Origin of the sequence: Methylocella sp. CPCC 101449 (assembly GCF_031921685.1) — a bacterium.
Taxonomy (GTDB): Bacteria; Pseudomonadota; Alphaproteobacteria; order Rhizobiales; family Beijerinckiaceae; genus Terripilifer.
In genome coordinates this window covers 615,115-642,098 of sequence record NZ_JAPDHU010000002.1, presented here as the reverse complement: position 1 = coordinate 642,098, position 26,984 = coordinate 615,115, and the positions used below count along the sequence as shown (strand labels likewise).

Below are 26,984 nucleotides of genomic sequence, written 5' to 3'. Positions count from 1 at the left end.
AGGACGCGATGAAGGTGTTGTGGTTTCACCTGATGCCGTATCAGGACCTGCCGGCCGATTTCAAAGACAAGCACAATTCGGTCTGGGTCGACATAGACCCCGGTCTGTTCGATCCGCTGCGCGGCCATCAGCACTATCACGAATATATGGACCAGCTGGAATATGCGGCGAAGGCCGGCTTCCACGGCATCTGCGTCAACGAGCATCACTCCAATGCCTATGGCATGATGCCATCGCCGAACCTCATCGCCGCCACCCTGGCACGCAACACGCGCGATGCGGCGCTCTGCGTGCTCGGCAATTCGGTGGCGCTCTACAATCCGCCGACCCGCGTCGCCGAGGAGATGGCGATGCTCGATTGCATTTCCGGCGGCCGGCTTATCGCCGGCTTCCCCGTCGGGACACCGATGGACACCTGCTACGCCTATGGCCAGAATCCAGCGAAGCTGCGCGACCGCTATTATGAAGGCATCGATCTCGTTCTGAAAGCCTGGGCGGCCGACAAGCCCTTCGCTTTCAATGGCCGCTACACGCAGCAGCGTTACGTTAACTGCTGGCCGCGCCCGGTGCAAAAACAACCACCTATCTGGATCCCAGGTGGCGGCTCGGTCGAAACCTGGCAGATGTGCGCCGAGCGCAGTTTCGTCTACGCCAATCTGTCCTACTTCGGCCATCAGGCCAGCATGACCCATGTGAAAGGCTTCTGGGGCGAGATGAAGCGGCTGGGCAAGGAGCCCAATCCGTTTCAGGCGGCCTTTCTGCAATTCGTCGGCGTCGCCGAAACGCGCGCCGAAGCCGAGAAGCTTTATCATGAGCCGGCGAACTATTTTTACAATCGTTGCCTGCACACCGATCCTGCTTATGCCAATCCGCCCGGCTATACGAGCGAAGCGACGGTGCGCGCCCGCATCACATCGCAGGTGCTGCGCGCGGCCGAAGAATCACGCAAGGCGACACGTTCTGGCGGCGGCGCGAAATTTTTCGAGGAAGGCCACGTGATTATCGGCAGTCCCGACGAAGTGGCGGAGAAGCTGCTCAACGTGTGCAAGGAGATGCATGTCGGCCATCTGCTGCTGCTTTTGCATTTCGGCAACATGAGCCGCGATTTAACAAAGTATAATACCGACCTTTTCGCCACCAAGGTGCTGCCACAGATCAAACATCTTTACGAGAAGGAATGGGAAGATCACTGGTGGCCGACGGGGATGCCGAAACATCTCCCCAAGGGCGCCGCTCACGCGAAGTCGACTTTCGCAACCGCAGGGGTGGCGGCGCAATGAACAGTATCAAGGAGCGTATCGTCGAGACTCCCGCCGGACCGACGCGAGTTTGGGAAAAAGGACGCGGCAAGAAGCTCGGTTATCTCGCCGGCCTCAACGGCCTGCCGAAATGGAGCCCGTTCCTCGACAAGCTCGCCGAGACACGCCGTGTCATCGTGCCGTCCCTGCCCGGCTATCCTGGCGGTCCTTCGTCGGAGCCGCTCGACACGCAGCTCGATTGGGTGCTGGCGGCGCGCGATGCCCTGGTCGCGGCCGGGCTTGACGGGGCCGATCTCATCGGCGCTTCTGTCGGCGGCGCGCTGGCTGCGGAAGTCGCGGCACTCTGGCCGAAGTCGGTGCGCAAGCTCGTCCTCATCGCGCCGTTCGGCCTCTTTGACAGCGAGACGCCAATCGCCGACGTATTCGCGCAACGGCCGGGCCAGACCACGGTGCTGCTGTCGGAAAAACCCACCGATTATGCCGGCTATCTCTCGGTGCCGAAGGAGGGCGATGCTGGCGAATGGGAGGTGCAGACCCTGCGCGCCCATATTGCCGCCGCTTCGCTCATCTGGCCGCTCGGCGACACGCGTCTGTCGAAGCGGCTGATGCGCATCATGGCTCCGACCCTGATTTTGTGGGGCCACAACGACCACGTGATCCCCCTCTCCTATGCCAGACGTTTCGCCGAAGGCATCGGCGCCGGCACCAAGGTGAAGATCGTTCGCAAGGCGGGGCACACCTTGGAGTTCGACGAACCGAAAGCGGCGGCGCGGACGATCGATAGTTTTCTCTCGTCCTAAATCTCAAGTTCCGTGCCGAATTCCACCACCTGCTTCGCCGGCACGTCGAAGAAAGCGGCCGTGCGCTCGGCATTGCGTTGCAGAAAGGCGAAGACGTTCTCGCGCCACACCCACATGCCCGGCACGTCTTCACGCGGGATGATGGTCTCGCGGCCGACATAATAAGTAAGATCGTCGAGATCGACGTTCTTGAGCCAGCCTTGCTTGCAGGCCAGCATCAACCCTTTGTAGATCGTCGGGCGCTGCATGAAGCCATAATGCAGGATGACGCGGGAGATGCCCGGCGCCAGTTCGATCACCTCGGCCCGTTCGGTCACGGACACACGCGGCACTTCAGCAATCACCACGGTGACGATCACGACCCGCTCGTGCAGACAATGGTTGTGTTTGACGAACTGCGTCAGCGCCAGCGGCACGCCCTTGGGCGCTGAGGCGAGGAAAACCGCCGTGCCTGCCACCCGCATTGTGCATTTGTCGACAGCGGTTTCGATAAGGTCTTCCTCCGGCTGACGCAATCGGGTGCGCGCCTTCTCGACCAGTTTGACGCCGCTGCGCCAGGTCAGCATGAGGAAGGCGACCACGACCGCCAGCAACAGGGGAAACCAGCCGCCCTCGAACAGTTTGACGACGTTGGCGGCGAAGAAGATCGCATCGACGAGGAGAAAGAAGCCGTTCACGGCGATCACGAGCGCAATCGGATAGCCCCATTGGATGGCGACCAGAGCGGCAAGAAGCGTGGTGATCATCATCAGGAGCGAGACGGCGATGCCGTAGGCACCGGCCAGTGCGTCGGAAGACCCGAAGCCGATCACCGCACCCAGGGTTGCTGCCGCCAAAAGCCAGTTCACCAGCGGAATATAGATCTGGCCGATAGCGTGGCGCGCCGTGTGGTTAATCTGCATGCGCGGCAGGAAACCCAGTTGGATCGCCTGCTGCGTCAGCGAGAAGACGCCCGAGATGATCGCCTGCGAGGCGATGACGGTGGCAACGGTCGCCAATGCCACCAACGGATAGTGAAACCAATCCGGCGCCAAGGAATAGAAGGGATTGCTGATCGCGCTGGCATCGGTGATCAGAACGGCCGCCTGCCCGAAGTAATTGAGCACCAGCGCCGGCAAGGCCAGGAAAAACCAGGCAAGCCGGATCGGCACGCGGCCGAAATGGCCCATGTCCGCATACATCGCCTCGCCGCCCGTCACCGCCAGGAAGGCGGCGCCCAGAATGGCAAAACTGATGTGAAAGTTCTGATGGATCAGAAAATCGATCGCATAGAACGGGCTGAGCGCGACCAATACGCCCGGCGCCTGGACGATGCCGTGTATGCCGAGCAGACCGATGACGATAAACCAGCCCAGCATCACCGGCCCGAATATGCCGCCGATGAAGCCCGTGCCTTTCCTCTGCACCAGGAAAAGCGCCACCAGAACGACGATGGTGATCGGAACGACCAGGGGCGCCAGCGCCGGCGCATCTACCTTCAAGCCCTCGACGGCGCTGAGCACCGAGATCGCCGGGGTAATCGCGCCATCGCCGTACAGCAATGCCGCGCCGATCAGGCCGACGACGAGGAGATGCGCCCGCCACGTACCGCGCTGGGCGTTGCGCGCCGAGAGCAAGGCGAGCATCGCGACGATGCCACCCTCGCCGCGATTGTCGGCCCGCAGGATCAGGATCGCATATTTCAGGGAGACGATCAGAATCAGCGCCCAGAGGATCAGCGAGACGACACCGAGAACGGCGTCGGGGACGATGGGACCGCCATGGCTCGCCGCCCGCGCCGCTTCCTTGAAGGCATAGAGGGGGCTGGTGCCGATATCGCCATAGACGACCCCCAGGGCACCGAGTGTCGCCGCCAGCGGCAAGGTCTGAGATGGGAGGGAATCGGCTGCTGGCGTGGCGGTCATAACCGTCTCCCTCTAAAGTCCCGCACCGTATCGACTCCGATGGGCGCGACCGGGCCAGTCTGCCCCGCCCCGCCGCCGGTTGCCAAGGGCAGTTTGGAACAGGAGGCGTCCTAAGTTTTAGCCCCAAGCATTGACAGTTCTCCGACAGCCTGACACGGCGTGACAAAAGCCTTTTCCGGGAATCGTCAGGGAACCGCTCATGTCCGCTTTCGAAGCCAACGACACCTATGCCCCGCTGATTCCGGCGCCGGCCGCCCGCCGTGCCTTTACGGCGCGCGATGCCTTCGCGCTGTGGTTCAGCCTGGGCATCGGCCTTCTGGTGTTGCAGGCGGGCGCGCTGCTGGTGCCGGGCCTGAGCCTCGGCGCGGCTTTCGCGGCCATTCTCATCGGCTCCCTGCTGGGCGTGCTGCTGCTCGCCACCGCCAGCGTCATCGGCGCCGACACGGGCCTCTCGGCCATGGCCAATCTGCGCCCAACGCTCGGCGTGCGTGGCGCCTCGATCGCCGCCGTGCTCAATGCGATCCAGCTCGCTGGCTGGGGCGCCTTCGAGATCATCGCCATGCGCGATGCCGCCGATGCGCTGACGCGGCAGACCTTCGGCTTTTCCAACGCTCTTGTCTGGACCCTGGTGTTCGGCGCGGCGGCGACGGCGCTGGCCTTGCTCGGGCCGCTCTCCTTCGTGCGCCGCTTCCTGCGCGACTGGGGGCTGGCGCTGCTGCTCGCCGGCGCTGCCTGGCTGACCTGGCGGCTGATGGCCAATTACGATCTGGCGGCGCTCTTCGCCAAGGCCGGCACCGGCGAGATGACGTTTGCCGGCGGTATCGATCTCGTCATGGCCATGCCGCTCTCCTGGCTGCCTTTGATCGCCGACTATAGCCGGTTCGGCCGCACGCCAGGTTCGATGTTCCGTGGTAGTTTCTTCGGCTATCTGTTGGCGAACGTTTGGTTTTTTGGCCTTGGCGCGGCTTATGCCCTGGCTTCGGGCGGTGGCGAGGCGATGTTGATCACCGCGCTGGCGGCAACCGGCGGCGGCATCGCCCTCCTGCTGATCCTGATCGACGAGACCGACAATGCCTTCGCCGACATTTTCTCCGGCGCGGTCTCGACCAGCACATTGACGGGCCTGGGCGTCGCGCCGCTCGCCGTCGGCTATGGCGTGCTTTGCACGCTCATCGCTTTGGTGGTGCCATTGGCGCGCTACGAGCATTTCCTGCTCATCATCGGCTCGGTCTTCGCGCCGCTGTTCGGCGTCCTGTTCGCCGACCATTTCCTGGTGCGCGGACGGCAGATCGATGCCGGGTCCATCGCCGGCCCGGGCGGCAGCTATTGGTTTTCGGCGGGATGGCACATGCGCGGCCTGATCTCCTGGGCCGCCGGCATCGCCGTCTACCAGCTCCTGGCCAATTATCAGGCGGCCATCGGTGCCACTCTGCCCGCTTTCATCGTCGGCGGCGGGGTCTATCTGCTGCTGATGGCGATCCGGCCGAGAAACGGCTGAATAGAAATGGCGCGGGGCCGACGCTCAATCGTCGTGCCAGGCCCGCCCGGTGCGTTCGATCAGAGCGAAGGCGCCCGCCGGTCCCCATGAGCCGGCGGGATAGGGTTTCGGCGCCACGCCCAGGCGACGCCAGGCGTCGTTGACGCCATCAACCCATTCCCAGGCCTCCTCGATCTCATCGCGGCGCACGAACAGCGTCGAGTTGCCATGCAGGGCGTCGAGCAGCAGCCGCTCGTAAGCGATCCGCCGGCGTGACGCATGCGCGTTCTTCAGGCTGAGGCTCAGAGGCAGGCTCTCCAGCCGCATTTCCTCCAATGACAACCCCGGCGCCTGGTTCATGACGCGCAGAACGATGTCTTCCTCCGGTTGCAGGCGGATCAACAGATTGTTGGGTGCCATGTCCTGGCGACTTTCATCCGAAAAGATGGAGTGCGGCACCGGCTTGAACTGAATGAAAACCTCCGTGTCGCGGTCGGGCAAGCGCTTGCCTGTGCGCAGGAAGAACGGCACGCCAGCCCAGCGCCAGTTGTCGATATGAGCCTGGATGGCGACAAAGGTTTCAGTGTCGCTGGCGCTGCCTTTCTCCTCAGCATAGCCCGGCACCGCTTTGCCTGCGGCGACACCCGGACCGTATTGACCGCGCACGACGGAGCCTTGCACGTCGGCGCGGGTGATACGCCGCAAAGAGCGCAGCACTTTGACTTTCTCGTTGCGCACCGAATCCGGCCGCAGATCGGACGGCGGCTCCATGGCGACCAGACAGAGAAGCTGCATCATGTGGTTCTGCACCATGTCGCCCATGGCACCGTATTCGTCGTAATAGGACCAGCGCTCGCCAACGCCCTGCGTTTCGGCGACGGTGATCTGCACGTGGTCGATGGTGAGATTGTTCCACAAGGGTTCGAACAGAGTGTTAGCGAACCGCAAGGCGATCAGGTTCTGCACCGTCTCCTTGCCGAGATAATGATCGATCCGGAACACGCGATCTTCATTGAAAGAGGCAGCGACCGTATCATTGATGATACGCGAACTCACGAGGTCCTTGCCGATCGGCTTTTCCATCGCCACCCGCGCATGATCGCCCGTCAGCCCTGCGGCCAGCAGGCCCTGGCAAATGGCGCAGTAAAGACTCGGTGACACCGACAGATAGTACAGCGGACGCTGGATGCCGAGCTCGGTCATCTTCTGGCCGAGGCGGCGTATATCCTCCGGCTTGGTCGCGTCCACGGGCAGATAGTGGGTGCGCGCCAAGAGCTGATCGGCGGCCCCGCTGGCCACCGCTTCGGGCGCCCTGCTCTCCAATGCCTCGCGTACCAGCCGGCGAAAGGCGTCGTCATCCATGACCGTTCGCGACACACCGATCACCGGCAGATCGCTTGGAAGCAGTCGGCTCGATTCCAGATAAGCGAGCGAGGGAAAGAGCATCCTCAAGGCCAGATCGCCACCTGCACCGAAATACACGAGGCCATCGCTGATCGGCGAAGTCATCTGTTGCGGCATCAACAATCCAATCTTGCTGCGCCCCCCAACTGAAACGTTCCAACATGGAAAAACGTTTCAATTTGGACATTTGACCGCGTCTTGTGCGCAAGTGGCGCGTCTCAAGCCGTTTCGGCGAATTCGAAGCGATAATGATCGCCCGCGCGGCGAATATAGCCGCCCGTCGGTGTCGGGAAATGGGCTGGAAAGATCACGCGGTCGCTATCGGCATGATCGGCCAGGAAACGCAGCCGCGTCTCGCGCGCCACCGCCTGATCGACGCAGAAGCGCGTACTCCAATGCGGATAGCGCAATTGCAGCGGCGTGTGCATCATGTCGCCCGACAGGATCGCCTCGCGCCGGCCACCACACAGGTGAACGCCGAAATGGCCAGGCGTGTGGCCATGCAACGGCTCGATTGATATCTCCTCCGAGAATCCCACCCGATCGTCGATCAGCTCCGCCTGGCCGATCTCGACGATCGGCAGCACGCTGTCGGTAACGAAATCACCGGTGCGCGGCAGGCTCGCCCGCCCCGCCTCCGAGCGCCAATAATCCCATTCGCGTTGCGAGACGAGATAGCGCGCATTCGGGAAGGTCGGCACCCACTTGCCGTTTTCAAGCCTGGTGTTCCAGCCGACGTGATCGACATGCAGATGCGAGCACATGACGATATCGACGTCTTCCGGCTGCACGCCGGCGGCGCGCAACGTATCGAGCCACGCCCATTCGCGCTGGTTGAAGAACGGCCGTGCGCGATGCTTGTGATTGCCGCTGCAGGAATCGAGCAGAATGATCTTGCCGCCGCTGCGGATCAGAAAGCTTTGAATGGTGATCGCCAACAGTTGCACATTGGGATCGTAAAAATGCGGCGCCAGCCAGTCGAGATTTTCGTCGAGATGAGCCTGGGTGCAATCGGGCAGAAGCTCGAAGGGCGACAGCAGCGGCACTTCGGATTCGATGAGACGCGTCAGCGAGGTCTCACCGAATTGCCAGACCGGCGAAACGCCGGCGCCGTGATCTGTCGTCATGGGCTCGCTCCTTCAAAGACTCGAGCCCATTGGTTAGCAAGATCAGGCCACGACGGGCAATTTATAGATTTATAAGCCGTCACTCGGCCGCGACGGCTTGCGGCGCGACGCGCACACCGCGCTGTTCCAACAACGGCAGAACGTTATCGCGGAAGTATGGGAATTCCTCGACATAATCGACGAAGGACAAGGTGGTGCCGCGGAAGCCCGCTTCATGCAGCGCGGTCAGGCCATCGGCCACCTGCTCCGGCGTGCCGGTGAGCGGGAAACCGCCATGGCCCGCCGCCATCCGGTCGCGGATCAAGGCCAGGAGATCATGCGGGAAGGATTGCGCATGGGCGAATTGCAGATTGACCAGATTGTCGACGGCCGCCCAATCGGCATTGGTCTTACCGAAATGTTCGAGATAGGCATTGGCCTCCTTCTCGGTCGGCCGGCACACCACATGGCTGAAGGTCAGAACGTCGACATCGCGGCCGGCGTCGCGTCCTTGCTGCTTCAATGCAACGATCTCGTCCTTTGAACGCGACAGGTCGATCGCCGGCGTGAACAGGAAATTGGCATTGCGTACTGCGAAGGCCCGGCCCTGGTCGGACCCTGCGGCATTGATGATCGGCACGGTGGTGCCTGGCCGTGGATCACCCAACACATTCTTCAATTGAAAGAACTTGCCGTTCCAATCGAAAGCTTCGGTACGGCTCCACAGCGCCTGGACGATGTCGAACCATTCCTGCGCATAGCCATAACGCGTCTCATGATCGTCAGGCAGTTTGAGGCCAAGCGCCTCATATTCCGGCTTGTTCCAACCGGCGACCACGTTCAAGCCGATGCGGCCATTGCTGATCTGATCGATGGTGGCCAATTGCTTGGCGACGACGACAGGATGATTGGCAGTCGTATGAGTGGTCGCGAAAACGGTGATGTCGCGCGTGTGCGCCAGCAGCGCTGCGGCCCAGGTGATCGTTTCCAGCACGTTGCCGTGGAAATTGGTTTCGCCGCCATAACCGATCCAGCGCGCGATGGGCAGCATGAAATCGATGCCGGCCGCATCGAGCAGCTTGGCAAGTTTGAGATTGTTGTCCCAGGAATTTTGCCAGCGTTCCGGCACTTTGGTGACGGTCATGCCACCGGAACAGTTCGAGGCGAAGGTGCCGAGCAAAAACTGTTTTTGATCGAACATCCGGTTCTGAGACGCCATCGCATTCCCCTCCAAGAAAAGGATCCATGCTGCTCATTCGATATTTTAGAATAGAAAGTCTATTATAAATTCTATTTCTAGGCAAGCGAGGCGACTGCTGTATCTTGAGGGGCCAGGAGACATGCAATGAGTCGCACACCGGAAGATCGCCGCGCGCGGTCGCTTGACCGTTCATCCTTGGATCGTTCATCCCTCGACCGTTCCTGGCACCTCGCTCGCACGCGCCCGGAAATGGATGTGGCGGAAATGGAATACGCCCTGATCCGCTGCTTCGAGGGCTTTGGCCATTGGCAGGCCGAATGCCTGGCGGCCGTCTCTGAGTTTTCCGGCAGCGGGCCAGAGAACGCCCTGCTCCACATGATCCGCATGAACGACCGACCCAAGAGCGTGCGCGATCTCTGTCATCTCTCCAATCGAGACGACATTCCGAACATTCAATACAGCCTGCGCAAACTCATCAAAGCGGGGCTGGTGGTGCGCAATGGCAGCGGACGTTCCGGCGTCACCTATGAGGTGACCTCACTTGGCCGAAAGATCACCGACGACTACGCCAACGTACGCGCCGATCTCTTGATCGAAGCGGTGTCGCGCGTGCCGGATCTCGGCAAGAGGCTCCGCGCGGCGGCACAGACCTTCGATTTGATGACGGGCATATACGAAGAGTCGGCGCGCACGGCGGCGACCCATCGCACCTATCGACAGAAGACGACGGCGAAAGCAAAACGGGACTAGACTTCGGCCCGATGAACGGTGTGCCGCGACCGTCCAATCATGCGCATTTCTTGCGACTAAACAACGGCTAAGGGCACGATCGCGATGTTCCAAATGAAAACGGCGGGCCGAAGCCCGCCGTTCCATCAAATTTGACCGTGATCAGCGCCAATGCCGGCGGTGATGCCGATGGTACCGGCGCCGGCGATGATAATGGCGGCGGCGATGACGATGTTGAACCTCTGTTGCGCCCTCGGCCGGGAGATCGGCCGCATTGTTATCAAGCGGCTTTGCCGGAAGCGGATCGGCCGGAAGAGCCGGCGCCGCCAGCGCCTGGGCCGCCGGCAATACGGCAAGAGCCGCCGCGGCGGTGACGGTGAGTCTCAGGAAGTCGCGCTTGTTCATCAATTTCCTCCTTGAGGCAGGGCGCTGTTTGGCCAAGTGATCGCGCCGTTTTCACAAACCGGCTCCCTGACGCATAGCGGTAGCTCGGCAGCCTGTAGGTAGAATGCGCAGGATTGTGGCGGAACAACAGCTAAATCAAACACGCCACAGAAAATGGCGGGCTTGAAGCCCGCCATTCAACCATTACCAATGGTGACGATGGTGCCTGTGCCCGTATCCATGACCACGATGGTGGTGATGGCCCCAGCCACGCGGCCGATACTGATGATGATAGAAGTTGTGATGGTAGCGGGGGCGCTGCCAATGACCGCGATGACGGTGATGATAATACTGCACCGCAGTGGCGCCTTCAGCGGGGAGATCAGCGCTACTGGTCTGCACCAGTTTCACCGGCACTGGATCGGCGGGAACCGCCGGAGCGGCCAAGGCTTGAGCCACCGGCAGGGCGATAATCGTCGCCGCTGCAATGACGGAAAGTCTCAGGAAGTTGCGCATCGTCTTTCATTCCTTCTCGAGGCGGACGCTAACCGGCCAGATGCCATCGCACCCAGTGAATCGCGCCGTGTTCACGCCGTTCCAAATCCTTGAATCAACAAGAGGATCGGCGACCGATACTGGCTATGCTGGTGCATCGTGGCTGAATGAAAACTGAACAAAGGTTTTCCCCGGAAACTTGACCCGAATGCCTCGTCTGCTTATCTCCCCTGTGGCGAGGCAACGTCCTCCCCCATTTCGTCATTTGTTTTCATGACATGGGTTGATGTCCGGGACGGCCCGGCCCTTTTGAAAAGGAGGGCCTCATGGCCTGGATTATCTTGTTGGCTGCCGGCGTTCTCGAAGTCATTTGGGCGTTCACTATGAAACAGTCCGAAGGCTTCACGAAGCTCACGCCCAGCATCATCACGCTCGTCACCGCCTTGGGCAGTTTCGTGCTGCTCGCCATTGCAATGCGCAGTCTGCCGCTTGGCACCGCCTATACGATCTGGACCGGCATTGGTGCCATCGGCGCTTTCGTCGTCGGCATTCTCGTGCTCGGCGAACAGGCCAGTGTCACGCGTATCCTCGCAGCCGCCCTGATCATCAGCGGTCTGGTGTTGATGAAGCTGTCGACAGAAGCGTAACGCTTCACCTCTCCGCCTCCTGTCTTGCCCGGCTCTTGCCCTGCGGCTTGGCTCTGGTTAGCCATAGGTGCAAGAACCGGGGAGGCTTGCCAGTCGATGGCTGACAGCGCGCATGACGATGTCTTGTCTTTTCTGCAACGCGCCGGCTTGGGCGCGGAAGATATCGTCCTGCAATCCTTGTCAGGCGGTGTCTCCGCCGACATCTGGCACGTCACCAGCCGCGATCGCGACTTCGTCGTCAAACGCGCGGTGCCGCAATTGCGCGTCGCTCAGGAGTGGAAGGCGCCGCTCTCGCGCAATCGATCGGAAGTCGATTGGTTGAACGAAGCACGCCATATCGTGCCAGAGGCGGTTCCGAAGGTTCTGGCCTGCGACGACAAGCTCAACATGTTCGCTATGAGCTATTATCCGCCGGATCTCTATCCGCTGTGGAAACGCGAGCTGCGGGAAGGACGCGCCGATCCCACCGTCGCACGATCGATCGGCGCCATCGCCGCTCGCATGCACAATGCCACCGCTTTTTCCGACGTGATCGCGCGGCGCTTCGCCACCGACGATGCTTTTCTGTCGCTGCGCGTCGATCCCTATCTCTATGCCACCGCCTCGCGGCACGCCGATCTCGCTGATACCTTGCAGGCCATCGGTCGCGACATCCTGGCGACGAAGCGCGCTCTGGTACACGGCGATCTCAGCCCCAAGAATATTCTCGTCGGTCCGCAGTGCCCGATCCTGCTGGATGCCGAATGCGCCTGGTATGGCGAACCGGCCTTCGACATCGCCTTCTGCCTCAACCACCTCTATCTCAAATGCGTCTGGGTGCCGGAAGCCGCCCGGCGGTTCATCGTCTGCGCCGATGCTTTGACCGAGGCCTATCTCGACACGATCACGTTTGAGCCGGCAACCGACAGTGCCCATCGCATTGCCCGCATTCTGCCAGGACTGATGCTGGCACGTATCGACGGCAAGTCGCCCGTCGAATACATCACGGATGAAACCGATAAGGCGCGCGTGCGCCGTGTTTCGCGCAACCTGTTGCGGAACGCGGCGCGCACGCTCACAACCATCAAAACGGAATTCGCCTCGGAGTTTGTTGCATGACCACTGCTATCATCGCCGTTCATCCACGCCGGGTGTGGGATTCGCGTGGACGGCCGACCGTCGAAGTGGAAGTGCGCCTCGATGGTGGCGCCAAGGGACGCGCGATCGCACCGGCCGGGGCTTCGGTCGGCAGTGGCGAGGCCGTCGATCTGCGCGACGGCGGCAAAAGATTTGGCGGCTATGACGTGACGAAAGCGGTCGCCGCCGCGCGCGATGAAATCGCCCCTGCCCTCATCGGCCAGGATGCCAGCCAGCAGGCCGCCATCGATGGCCTCATGAGCAAGCTCGATGGCACGCCGCAGAAGTCGCGTCTCGGCGGCAATGCGCTGGTGGCGACATCGATGGCCGTCCTGCAGGCCAGTGCTCAGGCCAGCGGCCTGCCGCTATGGAAATATCTGGCGAAAGACCATGCGATCCGTATGCCCCTGCCCGAAATCCAGATCTTCGGCGGCGGCGCCCATGCGGATGGGCGGGTCGACATTCAGGATTTCATGATCATGTGTCCGGCCGCTGGCAGCTTCGCCGAAGCGCTCGACTGGACGGCGGAGGTCTATCGCGCGGCCGGCGCGATCCTCAAAAGTTCCGGACGGCTGCATGGCGTCGCCGATGAAGGCGGCTTCTGGCCCGAGTTCAAGACCAATGAAGAAACCATCGAGACCCTGATCAAGGCGATCGAACATGCGGGCTTCACGCCCGGCAGGAACATCGTGCTGTCGCTCGACATCGCCGCCAGTAATTTCCGCCGCGATGGCGCCTATCATCTCGGCCTCGAAGGCCGCAAACTCGATACCGACGGCATGATCCGTCTCGTTGGCGGCTGGATCGAAACCTATCCGATTGCCTCTGTCGAAGATCCGGTGGCCGAGGACGATCGTGATGGCTTCATCGCTTTCGCGCAGGCCTATGCGACGCGCTGCCAGATCGTCGGCGACGATTATCTCGTCACCAATGCGGCGCGCGTCACCAACGCCATCGCCGATAAAACGGTCAATGCTGTGCTGATCAAGCCGAACCAGGCCGGCACGATCACCGAAACCCTGGCGGCGCTGACCACCGCGCGCGCCGCCGGCTTCGCCACCCTCGTCTCGGCGCGCTCCGGCGAAACGGAAGACGTGACGATTTCGCATCTCTCGGCTGGATGGGATGCCGGCCAGTTGAAGGTCGGTTCTTTCACGCGCTCCGAACGTATGGCCAAATGGAACGAAAGCCTGCGCATCGAGGAAGAATCGCGCGCGCCCTTCGCCGGTTGGGGTGCTCTGCCGAACATGGTGAAATGGTCCGCATGAAAGCGCTGCTGCATCTCAATCTCGGCCCCGCCTCGGAAGCGATTTTCGCCAAGGCAGTATTTCCGGAAATTGTACCGGTCGGCGAAAGCGACTGGGACAGGTTTTACGACGAGATCGCCGATGCCGAAGTGCTGCTGCACAGCCTCGTGCCCGTGACGAAGGAGATCATTTCGCGCGCACCGCGTCTGCGGCTGATCCAGAAGATCGGCATCGGCGTCAATACGATCGACCTCAACGCGGCGCGCGAAGCCGGCATCGCGGTCGCCAATATGCCCGGCACCAATACGCAGGCGGTGGCCGAACATGCGCTCGGCCTGATGCTGGCGGTGCTGCGCAAGGTTGGCGATCTCGATCGGGCGCTGCGCGTGCAAGACTGGGTGTCGTCGACCGCTGCGAAGGAAGGCATCGGTGAAATCTCCGGCAGCACCGTCGGTCTGATCGGTTATGGCGCCGTCGGCCAGCGTCTCGCACCGGTGCTCTCAGCATTGGGCGCCAAAGTACAGGTGTGGTCACGCTCGATGCAAGGCGACGGGCATGTCGAGGCCATCGCGCTGGACAGACTGCTCGTCACCAGCAACGTCATTTCGCTACACGTGCCGTTCACGCCGCAGACTGACAAGCTCATCGGTCGTGAGGCTTTTGCCGCCATGCGGCCGGACACTATCCTCGTCAACACGGCGCGTGGTGAATTGGTGGATGAAGCGGCTTTGGTCGACGCGCTCCAGCAGAAGCGGATCGCCGGCGCTGGTCTCGATGTCTTTCATAATGAGCCACGGCCGGCCTTGGCAGCGCTGCGCGCCTGCCCGAATGTCATCCTCACGCCGCATATCGCCTGGCTGACGCCGCAGACCTTGGCTCGCAGTTTCGATGTCATCGTCGAAAACTGTCGCCGGCTCGGAGCCGGCGAACCGTTGTTGCATCGGGTCGTTTAGAGACTTTTATTTTGACGCGTTTTCTTCACGCGAACCGGTGTCCACTTCGCTCGAAAACGTTATGAAACTTAATCCCAAGCTGAGACGGAGGAGATGGTGTCGGCGCGCGCCGTCACCTGATAGCGCAGATCGCCATCGCAGCGCGCGACCAGTTCATTGCTGTCGCCACTCGAGCGCAGCATGCGGGTCTCGACCAGACTGTCACAACGATAGCCATTCTGGCGAATTGCGCTGACGATCTCGCCCTGGCGCGTCGGCGTGACGTTGACCTTGATCCCGTCCGACACGGGCGGCTGGATCACATTGGCGGCCAGAACAACGGCAGCCGTCGCCGCGAGGCCAACGATGCCGAAAATGGGGGTGAAACGCATATGGTGCAACCTCCGCAAAAAGGCGCGCGGGTGCGCCGGATTCAGACCATGCCAGCGGCGGAGGGCGAGACTGGGGCAAAACCGGGACAAAATGCGGCAGAGGTGCCGGCGGATTTTACCGCGTGATATAAGAGAGTTGCCGATCTTTCTTTGATCTCGATGATATCGCGTTGATCACGTCGCGATTTGGAGCGCGTTGCGATCTGTCGTTCTTAGATCGAATCGCTCTTCGTCTTCTCTGACAAAATCGCATTACGAACCGCGTCGCTGAAGAAGACTGCCAGTCATCAGGCATTCAGGTTGGCGGGCGTTGGATGGCTCGCCAGCATGTCGCTGGGAGTGAGGTTCTTCCATGAAAAAGATACTTCTCACCGCTTCCGCCCTCGCGGTCTTGTTCTCCGCCCCCGTTTTCGCCCAGACAACGCCAGCGGCACCAGCGCCAACACCGCCGGCCGCCGCAGCACCGCCCTCGGCCCAGCCCGCAGCGCCCATGAACAACACCCGCGCCAAACCGGCGACGGCTTCGGAGAAGAGAGCAAAATCGGCAGACTGTTCCAAGCAAGCCGATGCGCAAGGTCTGCACGGCAAGAAGCGCCATCAATTCCGTGAGGCCTGCAAGAAAAACATGACGTGAGGCAGCGCAGCTCGTTGAGCGATACGCCTTCGAGAGATGACACAAGGGGAGCCTTCGGGCTCCCCTCCTGTTTAGCGAGCGCACCCCATGCGGTCGCCACAACAATCATGAATCGAATCCACGGCTTGGCCGGCGGACTTCACGTGGAGATTCTGGTTGACGGTGAGCCATTCTCTCCGCGCACACGTCCCGCACGCAACCGCGCAGCCAGCGATGAGCCGGATCGGCATCGAGCCGTGGATGCCAGAGCAAAGAGATATCCAACTCCGGCTGATCGAAGGGCAGCGCGAACTCATACATGCCGTCACTGAGATAAGCGGTCTGTCGCTTGGGCACGGTGGCGATCAGATCGCTCGCCCGCGCCAACACCAGCGCCGCGGGAAAGCTGCCGACGAATGTCGCGATCGACCGTTCAAGCCCGAGCCGTTGCAGCGCTTCGTCGATCGGTCCCTTGTTCAGCCGCCGGCGCGACACGGCGATATGCTGGCCTGCCGCATAGCGGGCGGCCGTCATCTTGCCTTTGCTCAACGGATGGCCGGCGCGCACGACGCCGATGAAGCGGTCACGGAACAAAGCCTGTGCGCGCACTTCCGGCCCCATCGAGTCGCCAACGACACCGATTTCCAGATCGACCGTACCTTCGCGCAGGGGCGTGCTGTCCTTGTCGGGCTTGGGCAGGAAATAGAGCCGCACGCCGGGGGCTTCGCGGGCGATGTGCGCCAACAGCGCCGGCCCGAAGGTTTCGACGAAGCCGTCCCGGCTGCGCAAGGTGAAGGTGCGTTCCAGCTTACGAAGATCAAGCTGCTCGGTGGGGCGCAAAACCGCCTCCCCGTCCTCGACGAGATGGCGGACCCGTTCGCGCAGTTCCGCCGCGCGCGGCGTCGGCACGAGGCCGCGCCCGGCCCGCACCAGCAGCGGGTCACCGGTGGTTTCGCGCAACCGCGCCAAGGCCCGGCTCATCGCCGATGGGCTCAGCCGCAGTTTTCGCGCGGCGCGCGCCACGCTGCCCTCGGCGAGGAGCACGTCCAGGGTGACAAGGAGATTGAGATCGGGCCGCGACATGAGCCAAGTCTATCGAGACATGGCGTCAGACGCACGAATAAAGTGCAAATGATGCGTCTTCCGCCATATCATGGCGCGGACTAGGTGGGGAGGCAGGCGCCACCGCAGGCGCCGGAAAGGCCTCTGTCATGCCATCCCCTCGCCCCGCGCTCGCCGCCCTGTCGCTTTCCATGCTGCTGTCGTCGCTGGGCATCAGCATCGCCAATGTCGGGCTGCCGACCCTGGCGCATGTTTTCGATGCGCCGTTTCAGGCGGTGCAGTGGATCGTGCTCGCCTATCTGCTGGCCATCACCAGTCTGATCGTCAGTGTCGGCCGCCTCGGCGATCTGATCGGCCGGCGGCGCCTGCTGCTCGGCGGCCTTGTCCTGTTCACGACGGCCTCGATCCTCTCCGGCATCGCGCCGACGCTCGGCTGGCTGATCGGCGCGCGGGCGCTGCAGGGGCTTGGCGCATCCGTGATGATGGCGCTCACCATGGCCTTCGTCGGCGAGACGGTGCCGAAGGAGCGCACCGGCAGCGCCATGGGTCTGCTCGGCACCATGTCGGCGGTCGGTACGGCGCTTGGCCCTTCCCTTGGCGGCGTTTTGATCGCCGCCTTCGGCTGGCCCGCCATCTTCCTCATCAATGCGCCGCTGGGCCTGCTGGCCTTCGGCCTCGCCTATCGCTACCTGCCTCTGGATCGCCCCCAGGCGAAAGGCTCCCGGCCCGGTTTCGATCTGGCGGGCACCGCGTTCCTGGCCATGGCGCTCGCTGCCTATGCGCTGGCGATGACGATCGGCCACGGCCAGTTCGGCTTCATCAATCTGGCGCTCCTCTTGGCCTTCGCGATCGGCACCGCCCTGTTCATTTACGTTGAAGCGCGCGTGCCCTCGCCGCTCATCCGCCTGCCGCTCCTCGCCGACCCGGCCTTGCGGAGCGGCCTCATCATGAGCGCGCTCGTCTCGACGGTGATCATGGCGACCTTCATCGTCGGACCGTTCTATCTCTCTCAAGGGTTGGGGCTCGATACGGCCCATGTCGGTGCGGTGATGTCGATTGGTCCGCTCACCGCGGCGCTGACCGGCGTGCCCGCCGGCCGCATCGCCGATCGTTTCGGCGCGGCGCGCATGACCGTCGTCGGCCTCAGTGGCTTGACGATCGGCTGCCTGCTGCTGGCCATGCTGCCGGCGCGCTTCGGCATCCCGGGCTATGTCGCGCCGCTCGTCGTCTGCACCCTGGGCTATGCATTGTTTCAGACGGCCAACAACACCGCCGTCATGGCAGAGATTCAGCCCGATCAGCGCGGCGTTGTTTCCGGCATGCTCAGCCTGTCGCGCAATCTCGGGCTCGTCACCGGCGCCTCCGTGATGGGCGCGATCTTCGCCTTCGCCTCCAGTGGGCTCGGCCGTCTGGCAAGCGGTCCGGCGGCGGCGGCCACGGGGCTTGGCGCCACCTTCGCGGTGGCGGCAGTCTTGATGCTCGCTGCCCTCATCCTGGCGGCCATCGGCCAGGCGCGCACGCTGGCTGAACCTCAGCCGGGCGAATGAGAATCGTGACAGACGGTTAGCGAAACAATCGGACCGCCGCATTTGGCGCGCAATTGCTTGCTACCTTCATTCCATCGCCAGTGTGTGTGCGAGTCTCCTGGGGGGCTGTTTTAGCTTTTACAAAGGAGATGATCTCATGTGCGATTATAGCCTGCATTCTGTTGCGTCTCGTCCGGCCAAGGTCGGCGAGCGGTTGACGTCAACGCGCTTCCCCAACACCACAACCCGCGGTTTTGCCGCCGTCGGCGATCCCGAAACAGCGGTATGCCTGCTGCCAGGGACTGAAATCGCCTTCGATAAAAATGTCGAGTTCGAGCGCGGGCTCTTCTCGACGAAAAAAACGGGCAGCGCCTCGGCGAGATTCCGCCAGGTGAATATGGAACAGCCGAATTGCCACCATGACGCGCTCGAACTGTCGGACGGACAGATCGTCCTCGTCACGGAACTGCGTTCCGGACAATTCGCCACGGTGCTGCAACTGCCGGTTACGGATCAGCCGGAAGCGAGCCCCGCCAAGCAACCAGAAGTGGCGCCGGCCCGCGAAACGCTCGACAGCCTGTTCTAGCTGGCTGACGACTCAATCAATGTCGCCGCCCGGCGTGAGCCGGACGGTGGCGACATTTGCGGCGTGAGTCGCAAAAAATCTATTATAAATCAAGACATTGAGAGTTTGGAGGCCTCGGAGGGAATCGAACCCCCGTACAAGGATTTGCAGTCCTCTGCGTAGCCACTCCGCCACGAGGCCTCACCCGGGACCCAAAGGCCGCGCCGGAGCCGCGCTCTTAGCAAAGGATTCGGTGCCACGGCAAGGCTTTATGGCAATTTCTTCCGCAATCTGCCGGCAAATCCCGATTGTTCACGGGCGAGGACATTCAATCGACACATGAATTTGGATAATCCCCATCTTGCGCACCGATTTGCATTTGCATTTCGCGCGCGCCTTGCTATACGCAGCGGCGTCCGCAGGGACCTGATCCCCGATAGCTCAGTTGGTAGAGCATTCGACTGTTAATCGAATGGTCGCTGGTTCGAGTCCAGCTCGGGGAGCCAGCTTTTTTCCTAAGATAAAGCGCGCCAAGCCGACTGTTCTCTCACGGGAAGCAGCGTGTTCGCCGTGGCGCATCGAGGGCTTCGATCGCGACACCGAAGCCCTCGCGCTGAACCTCAGACCTGCGCCAGGCCGCCGTCGACGAAAACCTCGCCGCCGGTCATGAAGCTGCTGTCGGACGAGGCGAGGAATGCCGCCACCGCGCCCGTCTCCTTCGGATCGCCCTCGCGCCCGAGCGGCGTTGTGGCGCCGAGCGCATCCATGCCCTCCTCGCCCAGCACTTCGAGCGCCAGCTCGGTCTTGATCGGCCCCGGCGACAGCACGTTGATGCGGATGCCGGTCTCGCGCAGATCGAGCGCCCAACTGCGCGCCAGATTGCGGATCGCCGCCTTCGTCGCGCTGTAGATGCTGAACTGCGGCGTCCCCATCACACCAGCACTCGAGCCGGTGAGGATGATCGACGATCCCGCCGTCATCAGCGGCAAAGCCTTCTGCACCGTGAACACCAAGCCTTTTACGTTGATGTCGAAGATCTGATCGTAATGTTCGGTCGTGATCTCGCCGAGCCGTGCGAACGATCCGGTTCCAGCATTGGCAAACACGATGTCGAGCTTGCCGCGTTCGGCCTTCACCGTCGCATACAGCCGATCGAGGTCGGCGAGATCGGTTACCGATCCACGTACGGCGCGCGCCGAGGGACCGAGCTGCGCCACGGCGGCATCGAGCGCCTCCTGTCGCCGTCCGAAAAGATAGACGAACGCACCTTCCTCGACGAACCGTTTGGCGGCGCCCAATCCGATGCCGCTGCCGCCGCCGGTCACCACCGCTGTTTTACCTTTTAGCCTGCTCATGACGTGCTCCTTCATTGAGGTTGCACTCACGTGGCGGGCTACCCACTTATCGACAAGTATGCACCTTTTGGTAAGTGCCCAGAAATGTCATCAGATCGTTCCGCCCCTCCTCCGTCCGTCAATTGCAGCCCGACCATGCCCGGCTTCACCTGCGGCCTCGACGCCACCCTGCGGGTCATTGCCGGCAAGTGGAAGCCGCTCATCTTGTACTTCCTCGCCCAGGGCGGCCCGACACGCTACGGCGAGCTGCGACGCGCCATACGCGATGTCAGCGACAAAATGCTGATCCAGCAGCTCAAGGAACTGGAGGCCGACGATCTCGTGAAGCGGACCGACTACAAGGAGGTGCCGCCACGCGTCGATTACGCCCTCACACCGCTCGGCCACAGCCTGTCCGAAGCCCTCGTGCCGCTCTGCACGTGGGGCACGGAAAACATGGCCGAGGTTACGCGTGTATTCGCGCAGCGGGAGGCGTGGAGCGGTAAGGGGCGGTGATTGGTCGTGGCGAGTGAGGCTGGCTCAGGAGCCATCGTTCAAATAGATGCTCCTATCGGACAGCAGAGTGTTTAATGAACATGCTATGGGGGAAGAAATGAACGGAGTTTGTCCAGTATGTCGTAATGCTCACGGCACCGGATGTTCCGAATATCAGACAACTGGAGATCGCTCCGGTTTTGAATGTGAGATTTGCGGGCGCTTCGAGATCACCCGATCCGCTCTAATAAGCTTCTTCAATGCCAGTCGCGAAGAGCTGTCGCTTTTCCAACGCGCCACCCTGTCACATCAGTTAAGTATTGCTGATCGAAGCAATGGCGCCGTCATAGTGACTCAAGAATGGATGGAACGCTTTGTGCCCAATGCACGACTGCCCAACCCATTAGAGCAAGCAACCAATTTAATTCGCATAATTGGTGATTACCAATCTAAGACTGGCGAAGCCATCGTGATAGATTCCCCAAAAATAATGGCCTGTGCCGGAGCCTATGACATGCAAATGTTTTCACAACTCCGAAAAGAGTTGGAAGACGGAAATATTATCCGCAAAGCTGGCACTACCCAGTTGGCAGACGCGAACAACCCGATACAGATGCGCTTTCGTTATCCTTACATTCTGACTCTTGAAGGTTGGACGCGTTATCAAGCGGAATTACGTGGTCATGTTGCTGGGCGATATGGCTTCATCGCAATGAAATTTGGCGATGTTGTCCTTGATAATTTTATCGCAAAAGTCGCGAAGCCCGCAGTTCAAACTGGCATTAATTTCGACTTAGTGGATTTAAGGGATATTGCTCGCGCTGGCGTGATAGATAACATTCTTCGACAACAGATACGCGATGCTGCCTTTGTCCTTGTCGATTTGACGCATGACAATTCAGGAGCCTACTGGGAGGCCGGCTACGCGGAAGGCTTGGGGAAGCCGGTGATATATCTGTGCGAACGATCAAAATTTGACCAAGCCAAGACGCACTTTGATACGAACCATTGCACCACTGTTCTTTGGTCTATCGACCAGCCAGACCAATTCAAATCCGAGTTAGTCGCAACGCTTCGACGATCTTTGAATCTTTTCGCAACGGATAAGAAGGCTCAGCCAGCCTGAACACGATCTTTGCAAAAATAAAAACCCCGCCGCCGATGATCGGCGACGGGCTCTCTCATTTCTGGAAACGCTTAGCGGCCGAGTTGGCGCGTGGTCGGGCCACCGAAGTTCGGCCGCGGGCCTGGGCCGCCCATGCCGGGGCGGCCGGGACGCGGGCCGGCTCCATAGCCAGGCCTCGGGCCATAGCCCGGACGCGGGCCAAATCCAGGGCGATGCCCGTAGCCCGGTCCCGGACCGAAGCCGGGGCGTACCATCGGCGGCACGAAGCCGCCACGGAAGGGCACGCAGCGGCCATAGGCGTTGCGCGTCCAGCCGGGACCGCAGCCCATGGCCACATTGGTGATGAGGGAATCGTCGGTGGTCGGCAGACCGTTCGGCATCGCCTGAGCGGCCGAGGCCATGCCGAGACAGAGAATCGCGGCGCCAATCGCAAGCTTCATTTCGCAAGCTCCATTAATAAAAACAGCCCATATAAGCGCCTGGAAACATGAACAGAACCTGAAGCCCTTCGGCTCCCGATCCGATCGCGCTCCTCCTCGCCAACGGCCTTCCCTACCATAATCGAGAGTCGGGCCGATCCGTTGCAATTATCAGCAGCGTGGTTGACCGCCTTATAACATGCCAACATAAGTATATCTTTATATCATCTTGACATTGGGCAGAAGCCCATTCACTCTCCCGCCGTCGTGGTTCTCTGGGCCTGTCATGGGCGCCAGAGCTAAGAGGGAATCCGGTGAGGTCTCGCGTTTCGATCGAAGCGCGAGGGGCGAAGCCGGAGCTGCCCCCGCAACTGTAAGCGGCGAGCCACCGTCCATCTGCGTCACTGGGGCGAAAGTCTCGGGAAGGCCGGACGGTGAGCGAAGACCCGTGAGCCAGGAGACCTGCCACGACAAAATAGTCGTCCCTGGGCGGGGTGTCCCGGTGGTGCGCTTGCATCGGGCGCACGCGCGCCCGTCTCTGCATGCGTCCGCTCGGCCTTTGCCCCCAACATTTTGGGGTTAAGCCGATGTCTGTTTCTTCTCTTGCTGGTTCTCTTGCTGTCAGCACGCTCGGCGTGCCGCGGATCGGTCCGCGACGCGAATTGAAAGCCGCGCTCGAATCCTATTGGTCGGGCCAATCCGACGCGGCGGCGCTCGCCACCGTGGCGGCGGGTCTGCGCGCCGCCAATTGGGCGCGCCAGAAATCGCAGGGTATCACCAATATCCCGTCGAACGATTTCTCGCTCTACGATCACGTGCTCGATACCAGCGTCATGGTCGGCGCCATTCCCGCCATCTATGGCTGGAACGGCGGCCAAGTGTCGCTCGACACCTATTTCGCCATGGCGCGCGGCACGCAAAAAGATATTCACGCGGAAACTTGCGCGCATGGCCATCATGGCGGCGAGGCGCATGGCGTGCCGGCGCAGGCGATGATGAAATGGTTCGACACCAATTATCACTACATGGTGCCGGAATTTTCCAAGGATCAGCAATTCACCCTCGCCTCGACCAAGCCGGTCGACGACTATCGCGAGGCCAAGGCGCTCGGCTATGAAACCCGCCCTGTCCTGCTCGGCCCCGTCACTTATCTGAAGCTTGGAAAGAGCCAGGATCCGACGCTCGATCCCTTGTCGCTCCTGAACCGCCTGCTGCCGGTCTATGTCGACGTGTTGCGTCGGCTCGCCGCCAATGGCGCTGCCTGGGTACAGATCGACGAACCGTGCCTCGTCACCGATCTCGACGAAGCCACACGCGAGGCGTTGCGCCAGGCCTATGGCACGTTCGCGCATGCTTTGCCGAAGCTAAAGATCATGCTCACCACTTATTTCGGTGGGCTCGGTGATGCGCTCGACCTGGCGCTGCATTTGCCGGTCGCTGGCCTGCATCTCGATCTGGTGCGGGCGCCGGAACAGCTTGATGCCGCGCTCTCCAAAGCGCCGCGAGGTCTCGTGCTGTCGCTGGGCGTAATCGACGGGCGCAACATCTGGCGCGCCAATCTGCCGAAACTGCTCGATCGTCTCGAACGTGCCGTCGCGCAACGTGGCACCGATCATATCCAGATCGCGCCATCCTGCTCGCTGCTGCATGTGCCGATCGATCTCGAACAGGAAAACGATCTCGATGCCGACCTGAAATCGTGGCTGGCGTTCTCGGTGCAGAAGATGGGCGAACTCGCCGTGCTCGGCCGGGCTTTGGCGAGTGGACGCAGGGCGGTGGCGCCGGAGCTTGACGCATCAGCAGCGGCGGCCGAGCGCCGCGCTACGTCGAAGAAAGTGCACGACACGGCCGTTCAAAGTCGCGTCGCGGCCGTTGATGCCGCCATGCAACGGCGGCCGAGCGATTTTGCGCGCCGCAAGGCCGTGCAGGACGCACGCCTCAACCTGCCGCTGTTTCCAACGACCACCATTGGCTCCTTCCCGCAGACGGCCGATGTCCGCAAGGCTCGCTCGGCTCATGCCAAGGGCGCGCTCGACGATGCGCACTACACACGGTTTCTGCGCGAAGAGACGGAGCGCACCATCCGCTGGCAGGAAGAGATCGGCCTCGACGTGCTGGTGCATGGCGAATTCGAGCGCAACGACATGGTGCAATATTTCGGCGAACAGCTTGAAGGCTTCGCCTTCACGCGGCATGGCTGGGTGCAGAGTTATGGCTCGCGCTATGTGCGCCCGCCGATCCTGTTCGGCGACGTATCGCGGCCGAAGCCAATGACGGTTGACTGGTGGCTCTATGCGCAATCGGTCACCGACCGACCGATGAAGGGCATGCTCACCGGCCCGGTGACCATTCTCAACTGGTCGTTCGTGCGCGACGACGTTCCGCGCAGCACCGCCTGCCGGCAGATCGCGCTTGCCATCCGCGACGAAGTGCAGGATCTAGAAAAGGCTGGCGCCAAAATGATCCAGATCGACGAAGCGGCGCTGCGCGAGGGCTTGCCGCTGCGCCAGGCGGATTGGCAGACCTATCTCGACTGGGCGGTGGAAAGCTTCCGGCTGACCTCCTCCGGTGTCGCCGAGGAGACGCAAATCCACACCCATATGTGCTATTCGGAATTCGGCGACATCATCGCTGCGATCGCGGCGATGGATGCAGACGTCATCTCGATCGAGACGTCGCGTTCGAAGATGGAACTGCTCGACGCGTTCCGGACTTACAAATATCCGAACGAGATCGGCTTGGGCGTCTACGACATCCATTCGCCGCGCGTGCCCGACACGATCGAGATGGTGCAACTGCTGGCGCTGGCGCGCGAGCAACTCGCCGACCGGCAGCTCTGGGTCAACCCCGATTGCGGCTTGAAGACGCGCAAATGGGACGAGGTACGCCCTGCCCTCGTCAACATGGTCGAGGCGGCGCGACGGCTGCGCGCCAATGTGGCGCAAGCGGCGCAGTGAGCAAAACCGCACCGAGCGCGTGGCGCTCGGTGCATTCCCCCTAGGGTCGTATCGCGCCGGATGATCGAGCGCGCGTCGACGCCCGCGCCGGCGACGCGAGTTGCGTCGAGATCGCGGCGGCAGCGCGTTGCAGTTTCTCCAGATGCAGGGCCGCGAACTCATCTTCGTCCATCAGCTTCTTCGGCCAGATGATGGCAAGAGCGCCAACTGGCCGTTGTCCGCTGTGGACTGCGACCGCTATCGCCCGCCGATCCAGTTTGCGCAATTGCGGCGCTTTGCGCATCCCATAGCCGCTGTTGCGGACTTGATCCAACATGGTCTTAAGCATCTTCGGCGTTATCCCGTAACGCTCGGCGGAGGCCATTTCGTCATCCTGAACCAGCTTGACGATGTCGAGAACCTCGCTTTCCTTCAAGCAAGCGAGATAGGCCAATCCGCTCGCCGCCACGAAGATGTTCACGTCCACTTCGATATCGCCGCCAGCCGCATGGGCAAATGGGCTGCGGCCGTGCGTTGTTTCAATGACGCGCATGCGGCCATTGACGAAGAAATGCAGATTGACGGGCCACCGCGCGTTCTGGGTCAATTCCAGCATATGCGGACGCGCCACCTCGACGAGGCGGCCGATGAGAACACTGTCGCGCGGATTGACGGCCTGCAGCGTGGCGATGTTGCTGCGATACATGCCATCCGTGAGCCCGACACGCACGAACCGGCGCTCGACCAAGGTTGCCAGCAAACGGCGCAGAGAGCTCTTCGGCAATCGCGTGCCGAGATGAATCTGATGCAGGCTGGACGGCCCTTCGGTCCCTAAGAATTCGAGGATATCGAGGCCACGGTAAAGCGCTCGCACCTGTTCCGCTGTAGGCATCCAATCCCTCCGCGTGCCGCCTGGCGGCACATTAGCGCAATTTGCCTTGCACGGACCAGGGCTCGAAGCGACCAGTGCGCAGGCAATTTTTTCGGGGAGGATGTCGTGGCTCAACTATCAAGACGCCATTTTGGTCTCGCGTCCGCTGGCCTTCTTTCCGCCGGAGCAGCACGCGCGCAAACCCCACCCCGTTCCCCCAAAACGTTCGTTCTCGTGCATGGCGCCTGGCATGGCGGCTGGTGCTGGACACTCGTGCGCGACATCCTGACGGCACAGGGACATCACGTCTTCACACCGACGCTCACGGGACTTGGCGAACGCTCGCATCTCATGAGCCGCGACATCACCCTGAAGACGCATATCGATGACGTGGTCAATGTCTTCGCCTTCGAGTATCCGAAGGAGGTTTGCCTCGTCGGCCATTCCTATGGCGGCTGGCCTGTTTCCGGAGCGATCGAGAAGGTTCTGCCGCAGGTCTCCAGCATCGTCTATCTCGACGCCTTCATGCCAGAGAGCGGACAGAAAGTGCTCGATTATCAGACACCGCAAGGCATCGCGGATTTCAACGCCGCTTGGGAGCGTGGTGAAGTCAGCCGTAGCGTACCAAAGGCAACATTCTTCCACGTGAAACCTGAGCGGCAGGCCTGGGTCGATGCCAAAATGACGCCGCAGCCATTGGGCGTTTCGTTCATGCCGCTTGAACTCACTGGCGCCCGCAACAAAGTCGCCAAGAGAACCTACATCCGCGCCGCCTCCTTCAAGCAACCGCATTTCGATACCGGCCTGAAAAAGGCAAAGGACGCCGGTTGGAAGACCTATGAACTGAATGTCGGCCACGATGTGATGGTCGACGAGCCGGAACAGCTCGCCAAGATTTTGATCGAGAACACCTAGACCGTCGCCAATTTGGTGAACGGAAGCGA

Annotated in this window: 26 protein-coding genes, 2 tRNA genes and 1 riboswitch; of the genes, 16 read left to right on the top strand and 12 right to left on the bottom strand. The window is 61.6% G+C overall.

Annotated elements, in window-relative coordinates; all coding sequences use genetic code 11:
• Window positions 1–8: 8 nt before the first annotated feature.
• Entirely contained in the window at window positions 9–1,280 is a 1,272-nt protein-coding gene (locus OIM99_RS13710) for an LLM class flavin-dependent oxidoreductase (RefSeq protein WP_311850978.1), read from the top strand.
• Window positions 1,277–2,059: an alpha/beta hydrolase gene (locus OIM99_RS13705; protein ID WP_311850977.1), complete on the top strand. Its 783-nt coding sequence runs from the start codon at window positions 1,277–1,279 to the stop codon at window positions 2,057–2,059. Before OIM99_RS13710 ends, OIM99_RS13705 begins: the two co-directional genes overlap by 4 nt.
• Here the strand turns inward: OIM99_RS13705 and OIM99_RS13700 are convergent.
• Window positions 2,056–3,963 carry a KUP/HAK/KT family potassium transporter gene (locus OIM99_RS13700; RefSeq protein WP_311850976.1) on the bottom strand — a complete coding sequence of 636 codons (1,908 nt, stop codon included), beginning with the start codon at window positions 3,961–3,963 and terminating at the stop codon, window positions 2,056–2,058. The two genes, OIM99_RS13705 and OIM99_RS13700, sit on opposite strands and share 4 nt — an antisense overlap.
• A gap of 199 nt (window positions 3,964–4,162) precedes the next feature.
• Here OIM99_RS13700 and cytX point away from each other — a divergent pair, with 199 nt between their 5' ends.
• Complete coding sequence (cytX, locus tag OIM99_RS13695) at window positions 4,163–5,461, top strand: putative hydroxymethylpyrimidine transporter CytX (protein ID WP_311850975.1); 1,299 nt, start codon at window positions 4,163–4,165, stop codon at window positions 5,459–5,461.
• A gap of 24 nt (window positions 5,462–5,485) precedes the next feature.
• On the opposite strand, the gene zwf is transcribed toward cytX, so the two are convergent.
• The 3 genes from zwf to OIM99_RS13680 form a co-directional block, all read right to left on the bottom strand.
• The gene (zwf, locus tag OIM99_RS13690) at window positions 5,486–6,961 is read right to left on the bottom strand and encodes a glucose-6-phosphate dehydrogenase (protein ID WP_311850974.1); all 1,476 of its coding nucleotides are present in this window, start codon (window positions 6,959–6,961) and stop codon (window positions 5,486–5,488) included.
• Window positions 6,962–7,062: 101 nt separating this feature from the next.
• Complete coding sequence (locus OIM99_RS13685; RefSeq protein ID WP_311850973.1) at window positions 7,063–7,971, bottom strand: MBL fold metallo-hydrolase; 909 nt, start codon at window positions 7,969–7,971, stop codon at window positions 7,063–7,065.
• A gap of 79 nt (window positions 7,972–8,050) precedes the next feature.
• Window positions 8,051–9,169, bottom strand: coding sequence for an LLM class flavin-dependent oxidoreductase (locus OIM99_RS13680; RefSeq protein WP_311850972.1), 1,119 nt, complete (start codon window positions 9,167–9,169; stop codon window positions 8,051–8,053).
• Between the two features lie 126 nt (window positions 9,170–9,295).
• Between OIM99_RS13680 and OIM99_RS13675 the strand changes: the two genes are divergently transcribed.
• Complete coding sequence (locus tag OIM99_RS13675) at window positions 9,296–9,901, top strand: winged helix DNA-binding protein (RefSeq protein ID WP_311850971.1); 606 nt, start codon at window positions 9,296–9,298, stop codon at window positions 9,899–9,901.
• 141 nt (window positions 9,902–10,042) lie between these two features.
• Here OIM99_RS13675 and OIM99_RS13670 read toward each other — a convergent pair whose 3' ends face one another.
• On the bottom strand, window positions 10,043–10,285 hold the full coding sequence (locus tag OIM99_RS13670; protein ID WP_311850970.1) for a hypothetical protein: 243 nt from the start codon (window positions 10,283–10,285) through the stop codon (window positions 10,043–10,045).
• Window positions 10,286–10,468: 183 nt separating this feature from the next.
• Complete coding sequence (locus OIM99_RS13665) at window positions 10,469–10,780, bottom strand: hypothetical protein (protein ID WP_311850969.1); 312 nt, start codon at window positions 10,778–10,780, stop codon at window positions 10,469–10,471.
• A 305-nt stretch (window positions 10,781–11,085) separates the two neighbouring features.
• Between OIM99_RS13665 and OIM99_RS13660 the strand changes: the two genes are divergently transcribed.
• From OIM99_RS13660 to OIM99_RS13645, 4 genes are all read left to right on the top strand, one after another.
• Window positions 11,086–11,406 carry an SMR family transporter gene (locus tag OIM99_RS13660; RefSeq protein WP_311850968.1) on the top strand — a complete coding sequence of 107 codons (321 nt, stop codon included), beginning with the start codon at window positions 11,086–11,088 and terminating at the stop codon, window positions 11,404–11,406.
• 96 nt (window positions 11,407–11,502) lie between these two features.
• Window positions 11,503–12,504, top strand: a complete 1,002-nt coding sequence (locus OIM99_RS13655; RefSeq protein ID WP_311850967.1) for a phosphotransferase — start codon at window positions 11,503–11,505, stop codon at window positions 12,502–12,504.
• A complete protein-coding gene (eno, locus tag OIM99_RS13650; protein ID WP_311850966.1) occupies window positions 12,501–13,790 on the top strand; it encodes a phosphopyruvate hydratase in 1,290 nt (429 codons plus the stop codon). Before OIM99_RS13655 ends, eno begins: the two co-directional genes overlap by 4 nt.
• Window positions 13,787–14,722, top strand: a complete 936-nt coding sequence (locus OIM99_RS13645) for a 2-hydroxyacid dehydrogenase (RefSeq protein ID WP_311850965.1) — start codon at window positions 13,787–13,789, stop codon at window positions 14,720–14,722. The genes eno and OIM99_RS13645 overlap by 4 nt, the downstream gene beginning before the upstream one ends.
• A gap of 68 nt (window positions 14,723–14,790) precedes the next feature.
• Here the strand turns inward: OIM99_RS13645 and OIM99_RS13640 are convergent, their stop codons facing one another.
• Window positions 14,791–15,093, bottom strand: a complete 303-nt coding sequence (locus OIM99_RS13640) for a hypothetical protein (protein ID WP_311850964.1) — start codon at window positions 15,091–15,093, stop codon at window positions 14,791–14,793.
• 352 nt (window positions 15,094–15,445) lie between these two features.
• Between OIM99_RS13640 and OIM99_RS13635 the strand changes: the two genes are divergently transcribed.
• Window positions 15,446–15,727, top strand: coding sequence for a phosphate starvation-inducible protein PsiF (locus OIM99_RS13635; RefSeq protein ID WP_311850963.1), 282 nt, complete (start codon window positions 15,446–15,448; stop codon window positions 15,725–15,727).
• 105 nt (window positions 15,728–15,832) lie between these two features.
• Here the strand turns inward: OIM99_RS13635 and OIM99_RS13630 are convergent, their stop codons facing one another.
• Complete coding sequence (locus tag OIM99_RS13630) at window positions 15,833–16,789, bottom strand: LysR family transcriptional regulator (RefSeq protein ID WP_311850962.1); 957 nt, start codon at window positions 16,787–16,789, stop codon at window positions 15,833–15,835.
• A 128-nt stretch (window positions 16,790–16,917) separates the two neighbouring features.
• Here OIM99_RS13630 and OIM99_RS13625 point away from each other — a divergent pair, with 128 nt between their 5' ends.
• Together OIM99_RS13625 and OIM99_RS13620 are read left to right on the top strand one after the other, a co-directional pair.
• On the top strand, window positions 16,918–18,315 hold the full coding sequence (locus tag OIM99_RS13625) for an MFS transporter (RefSeq protein WP_311850961.1): 1,398 nt from the start codon (window positions 16,918–16,920) through the stop codon (window positions 18,313–18,315).
• Between the two features lie 136 nt (window positions 18,316–18,451).
• Window positions 18,452–18,880, top strand: a complete 429-nt coding sequence (locus tag OIM99_RS13620; protein ID WP_311850960.1) for a hypothetical protein — start codon at window positions 18,452–18,454, stop codon at window positions 18,878–18,880.
• Window positions 18,881–18,986: 106 nt separating this feature from the next.
• On the opposite strand, the gene OIM99_RS13615 is transcribed toward OIM99_RS13620, so the two are convergent.
• Window positions 18,987–19,060, bottom strand: a tRNA-Cys gene (locus OIM99_RS13615).
• A gap of 229 nt (window positions 19,061–19,289) precedes the next feature.
• Here OIM99_RS13615 and OIM99_RS13610 point away from each other — a divergent pair.
• Window positions 19,290–19,365, top strand: a tRNA-Asn gene (locus OIM99_RS13610).
• 114 nt (window positions 19,366–19,479) lie between these two features.
• Here the strand turns inward: OIM99_RS13610 and OIM99_RS13605 are convergent.
• A complete protein-coding gene (locus tag OIM99_RS13605) occupies window positions 19,480–20,214 on the bottom strand; it encodes an SDR family oxidoreductase (RefSeq protein ID WP_311850959.1) in 735 nt (244 codons plus the stop codon).
• 135 nt (window positions 20,215–20,349) lie between these two features.
• On the opposite strand from OIM99_RS13605, the gene OIM99_RS13600 reads away from it, so the two are divergent.
• Together OIM99_RS13600 and OIM99_RS13595 are read left to right on the top strand one after the other, a co-directional pair.
• Entirely contained in the window at window positions 20,350–20,709 is a 360-nt protein-coding gene (locus OIM99_RS13600; protein ID WP_311852263.1) for a helix-turn-helix domain-containing protein, read from the top strand.
• 67 nt (window positions 20,710–20,776) lie between these two features.
• Complete coding sequence (locus tag OIM99_RS13595) at window positions 20,777–21,814, top strand: hypothetical protein (protein WP_311850958.1); 1,038 nt, start codon at window positions 20,777–20,779, stop codon at window positions 21,812–21,814.
• A gap of 71 nt (window positions 21,815–21,885) precedes the next feature.
• Here OIM99_RS13595 and OIM99_RS13590 read toward each other — a convergent pair whose 3' ends face one another.
• Window positions 21,886–22,254 carry a GCG_CRPN prefix-to-repeats domain-containing protein gene (locus OIM99_RS13590; RefSeq protein ID WP_311850957.1) on the bottom strand — a complete coding sequence of 123 codons (369 nt, stop codon included), beginning with the start codon at window positions 22,252–22,254 and terminating at the stop codon, window positions 21,886–21,888.
• A gap of 230 nt (window positions 22,255–22,484) precedes the next feature.
• Window positions 22,485–22,718, top strand: a riboswitch (cobalamin riboswitch).
• Between the two features lie 102 nt (window positions 22,719–22,820).
• Here OIM99_RS13590 and metE point away from each other — a divergent pair.
• Entirely contained in the window at window positions 22,821–25,190 is a 2,370-nt protein-coding gene (gene metE, locus OIM99_RS13585; RefSeq protein ID WP_311850956.1) for a 5-methyltetrahydropteroyltriglutamate--homocysteine S-methyltransferase, read from the top strand.
• A gap of 40 nt (window positions 25,191–25,230) precedes the next feature.
• Here the strand turns inward: metE and OIM99_RS13580 are convergent, their stop codons facing one another.
• Entirely contained in the window at window positions 25,231–26,061 is an 831-nt protein-coding gene (locus tag OIM99_RS13580) for a helix-turn-helix domain-containing protein (protein WP_311850955.1), read from the bottom strand.
• Between the two features lie 105 nt (window positions 26,062–26,166).
• Between OIM99_RS13580 and OIM99_RS13575 the strand changes: the two genes are divergently transcribed.
• Complete coding sequence (locus OIM99_RS13575; RefSeq protein ID WP_311850954.1) at window positions 26,167–26,955, top strand: alpha/beta hydrolase family protein; 789 nt, start codon at window positions 26,167–26,169, stop codon at window positions 26,953–26,955.
• Window positions 26,956–26,984 lie beyond the last annotated feature (29 nt).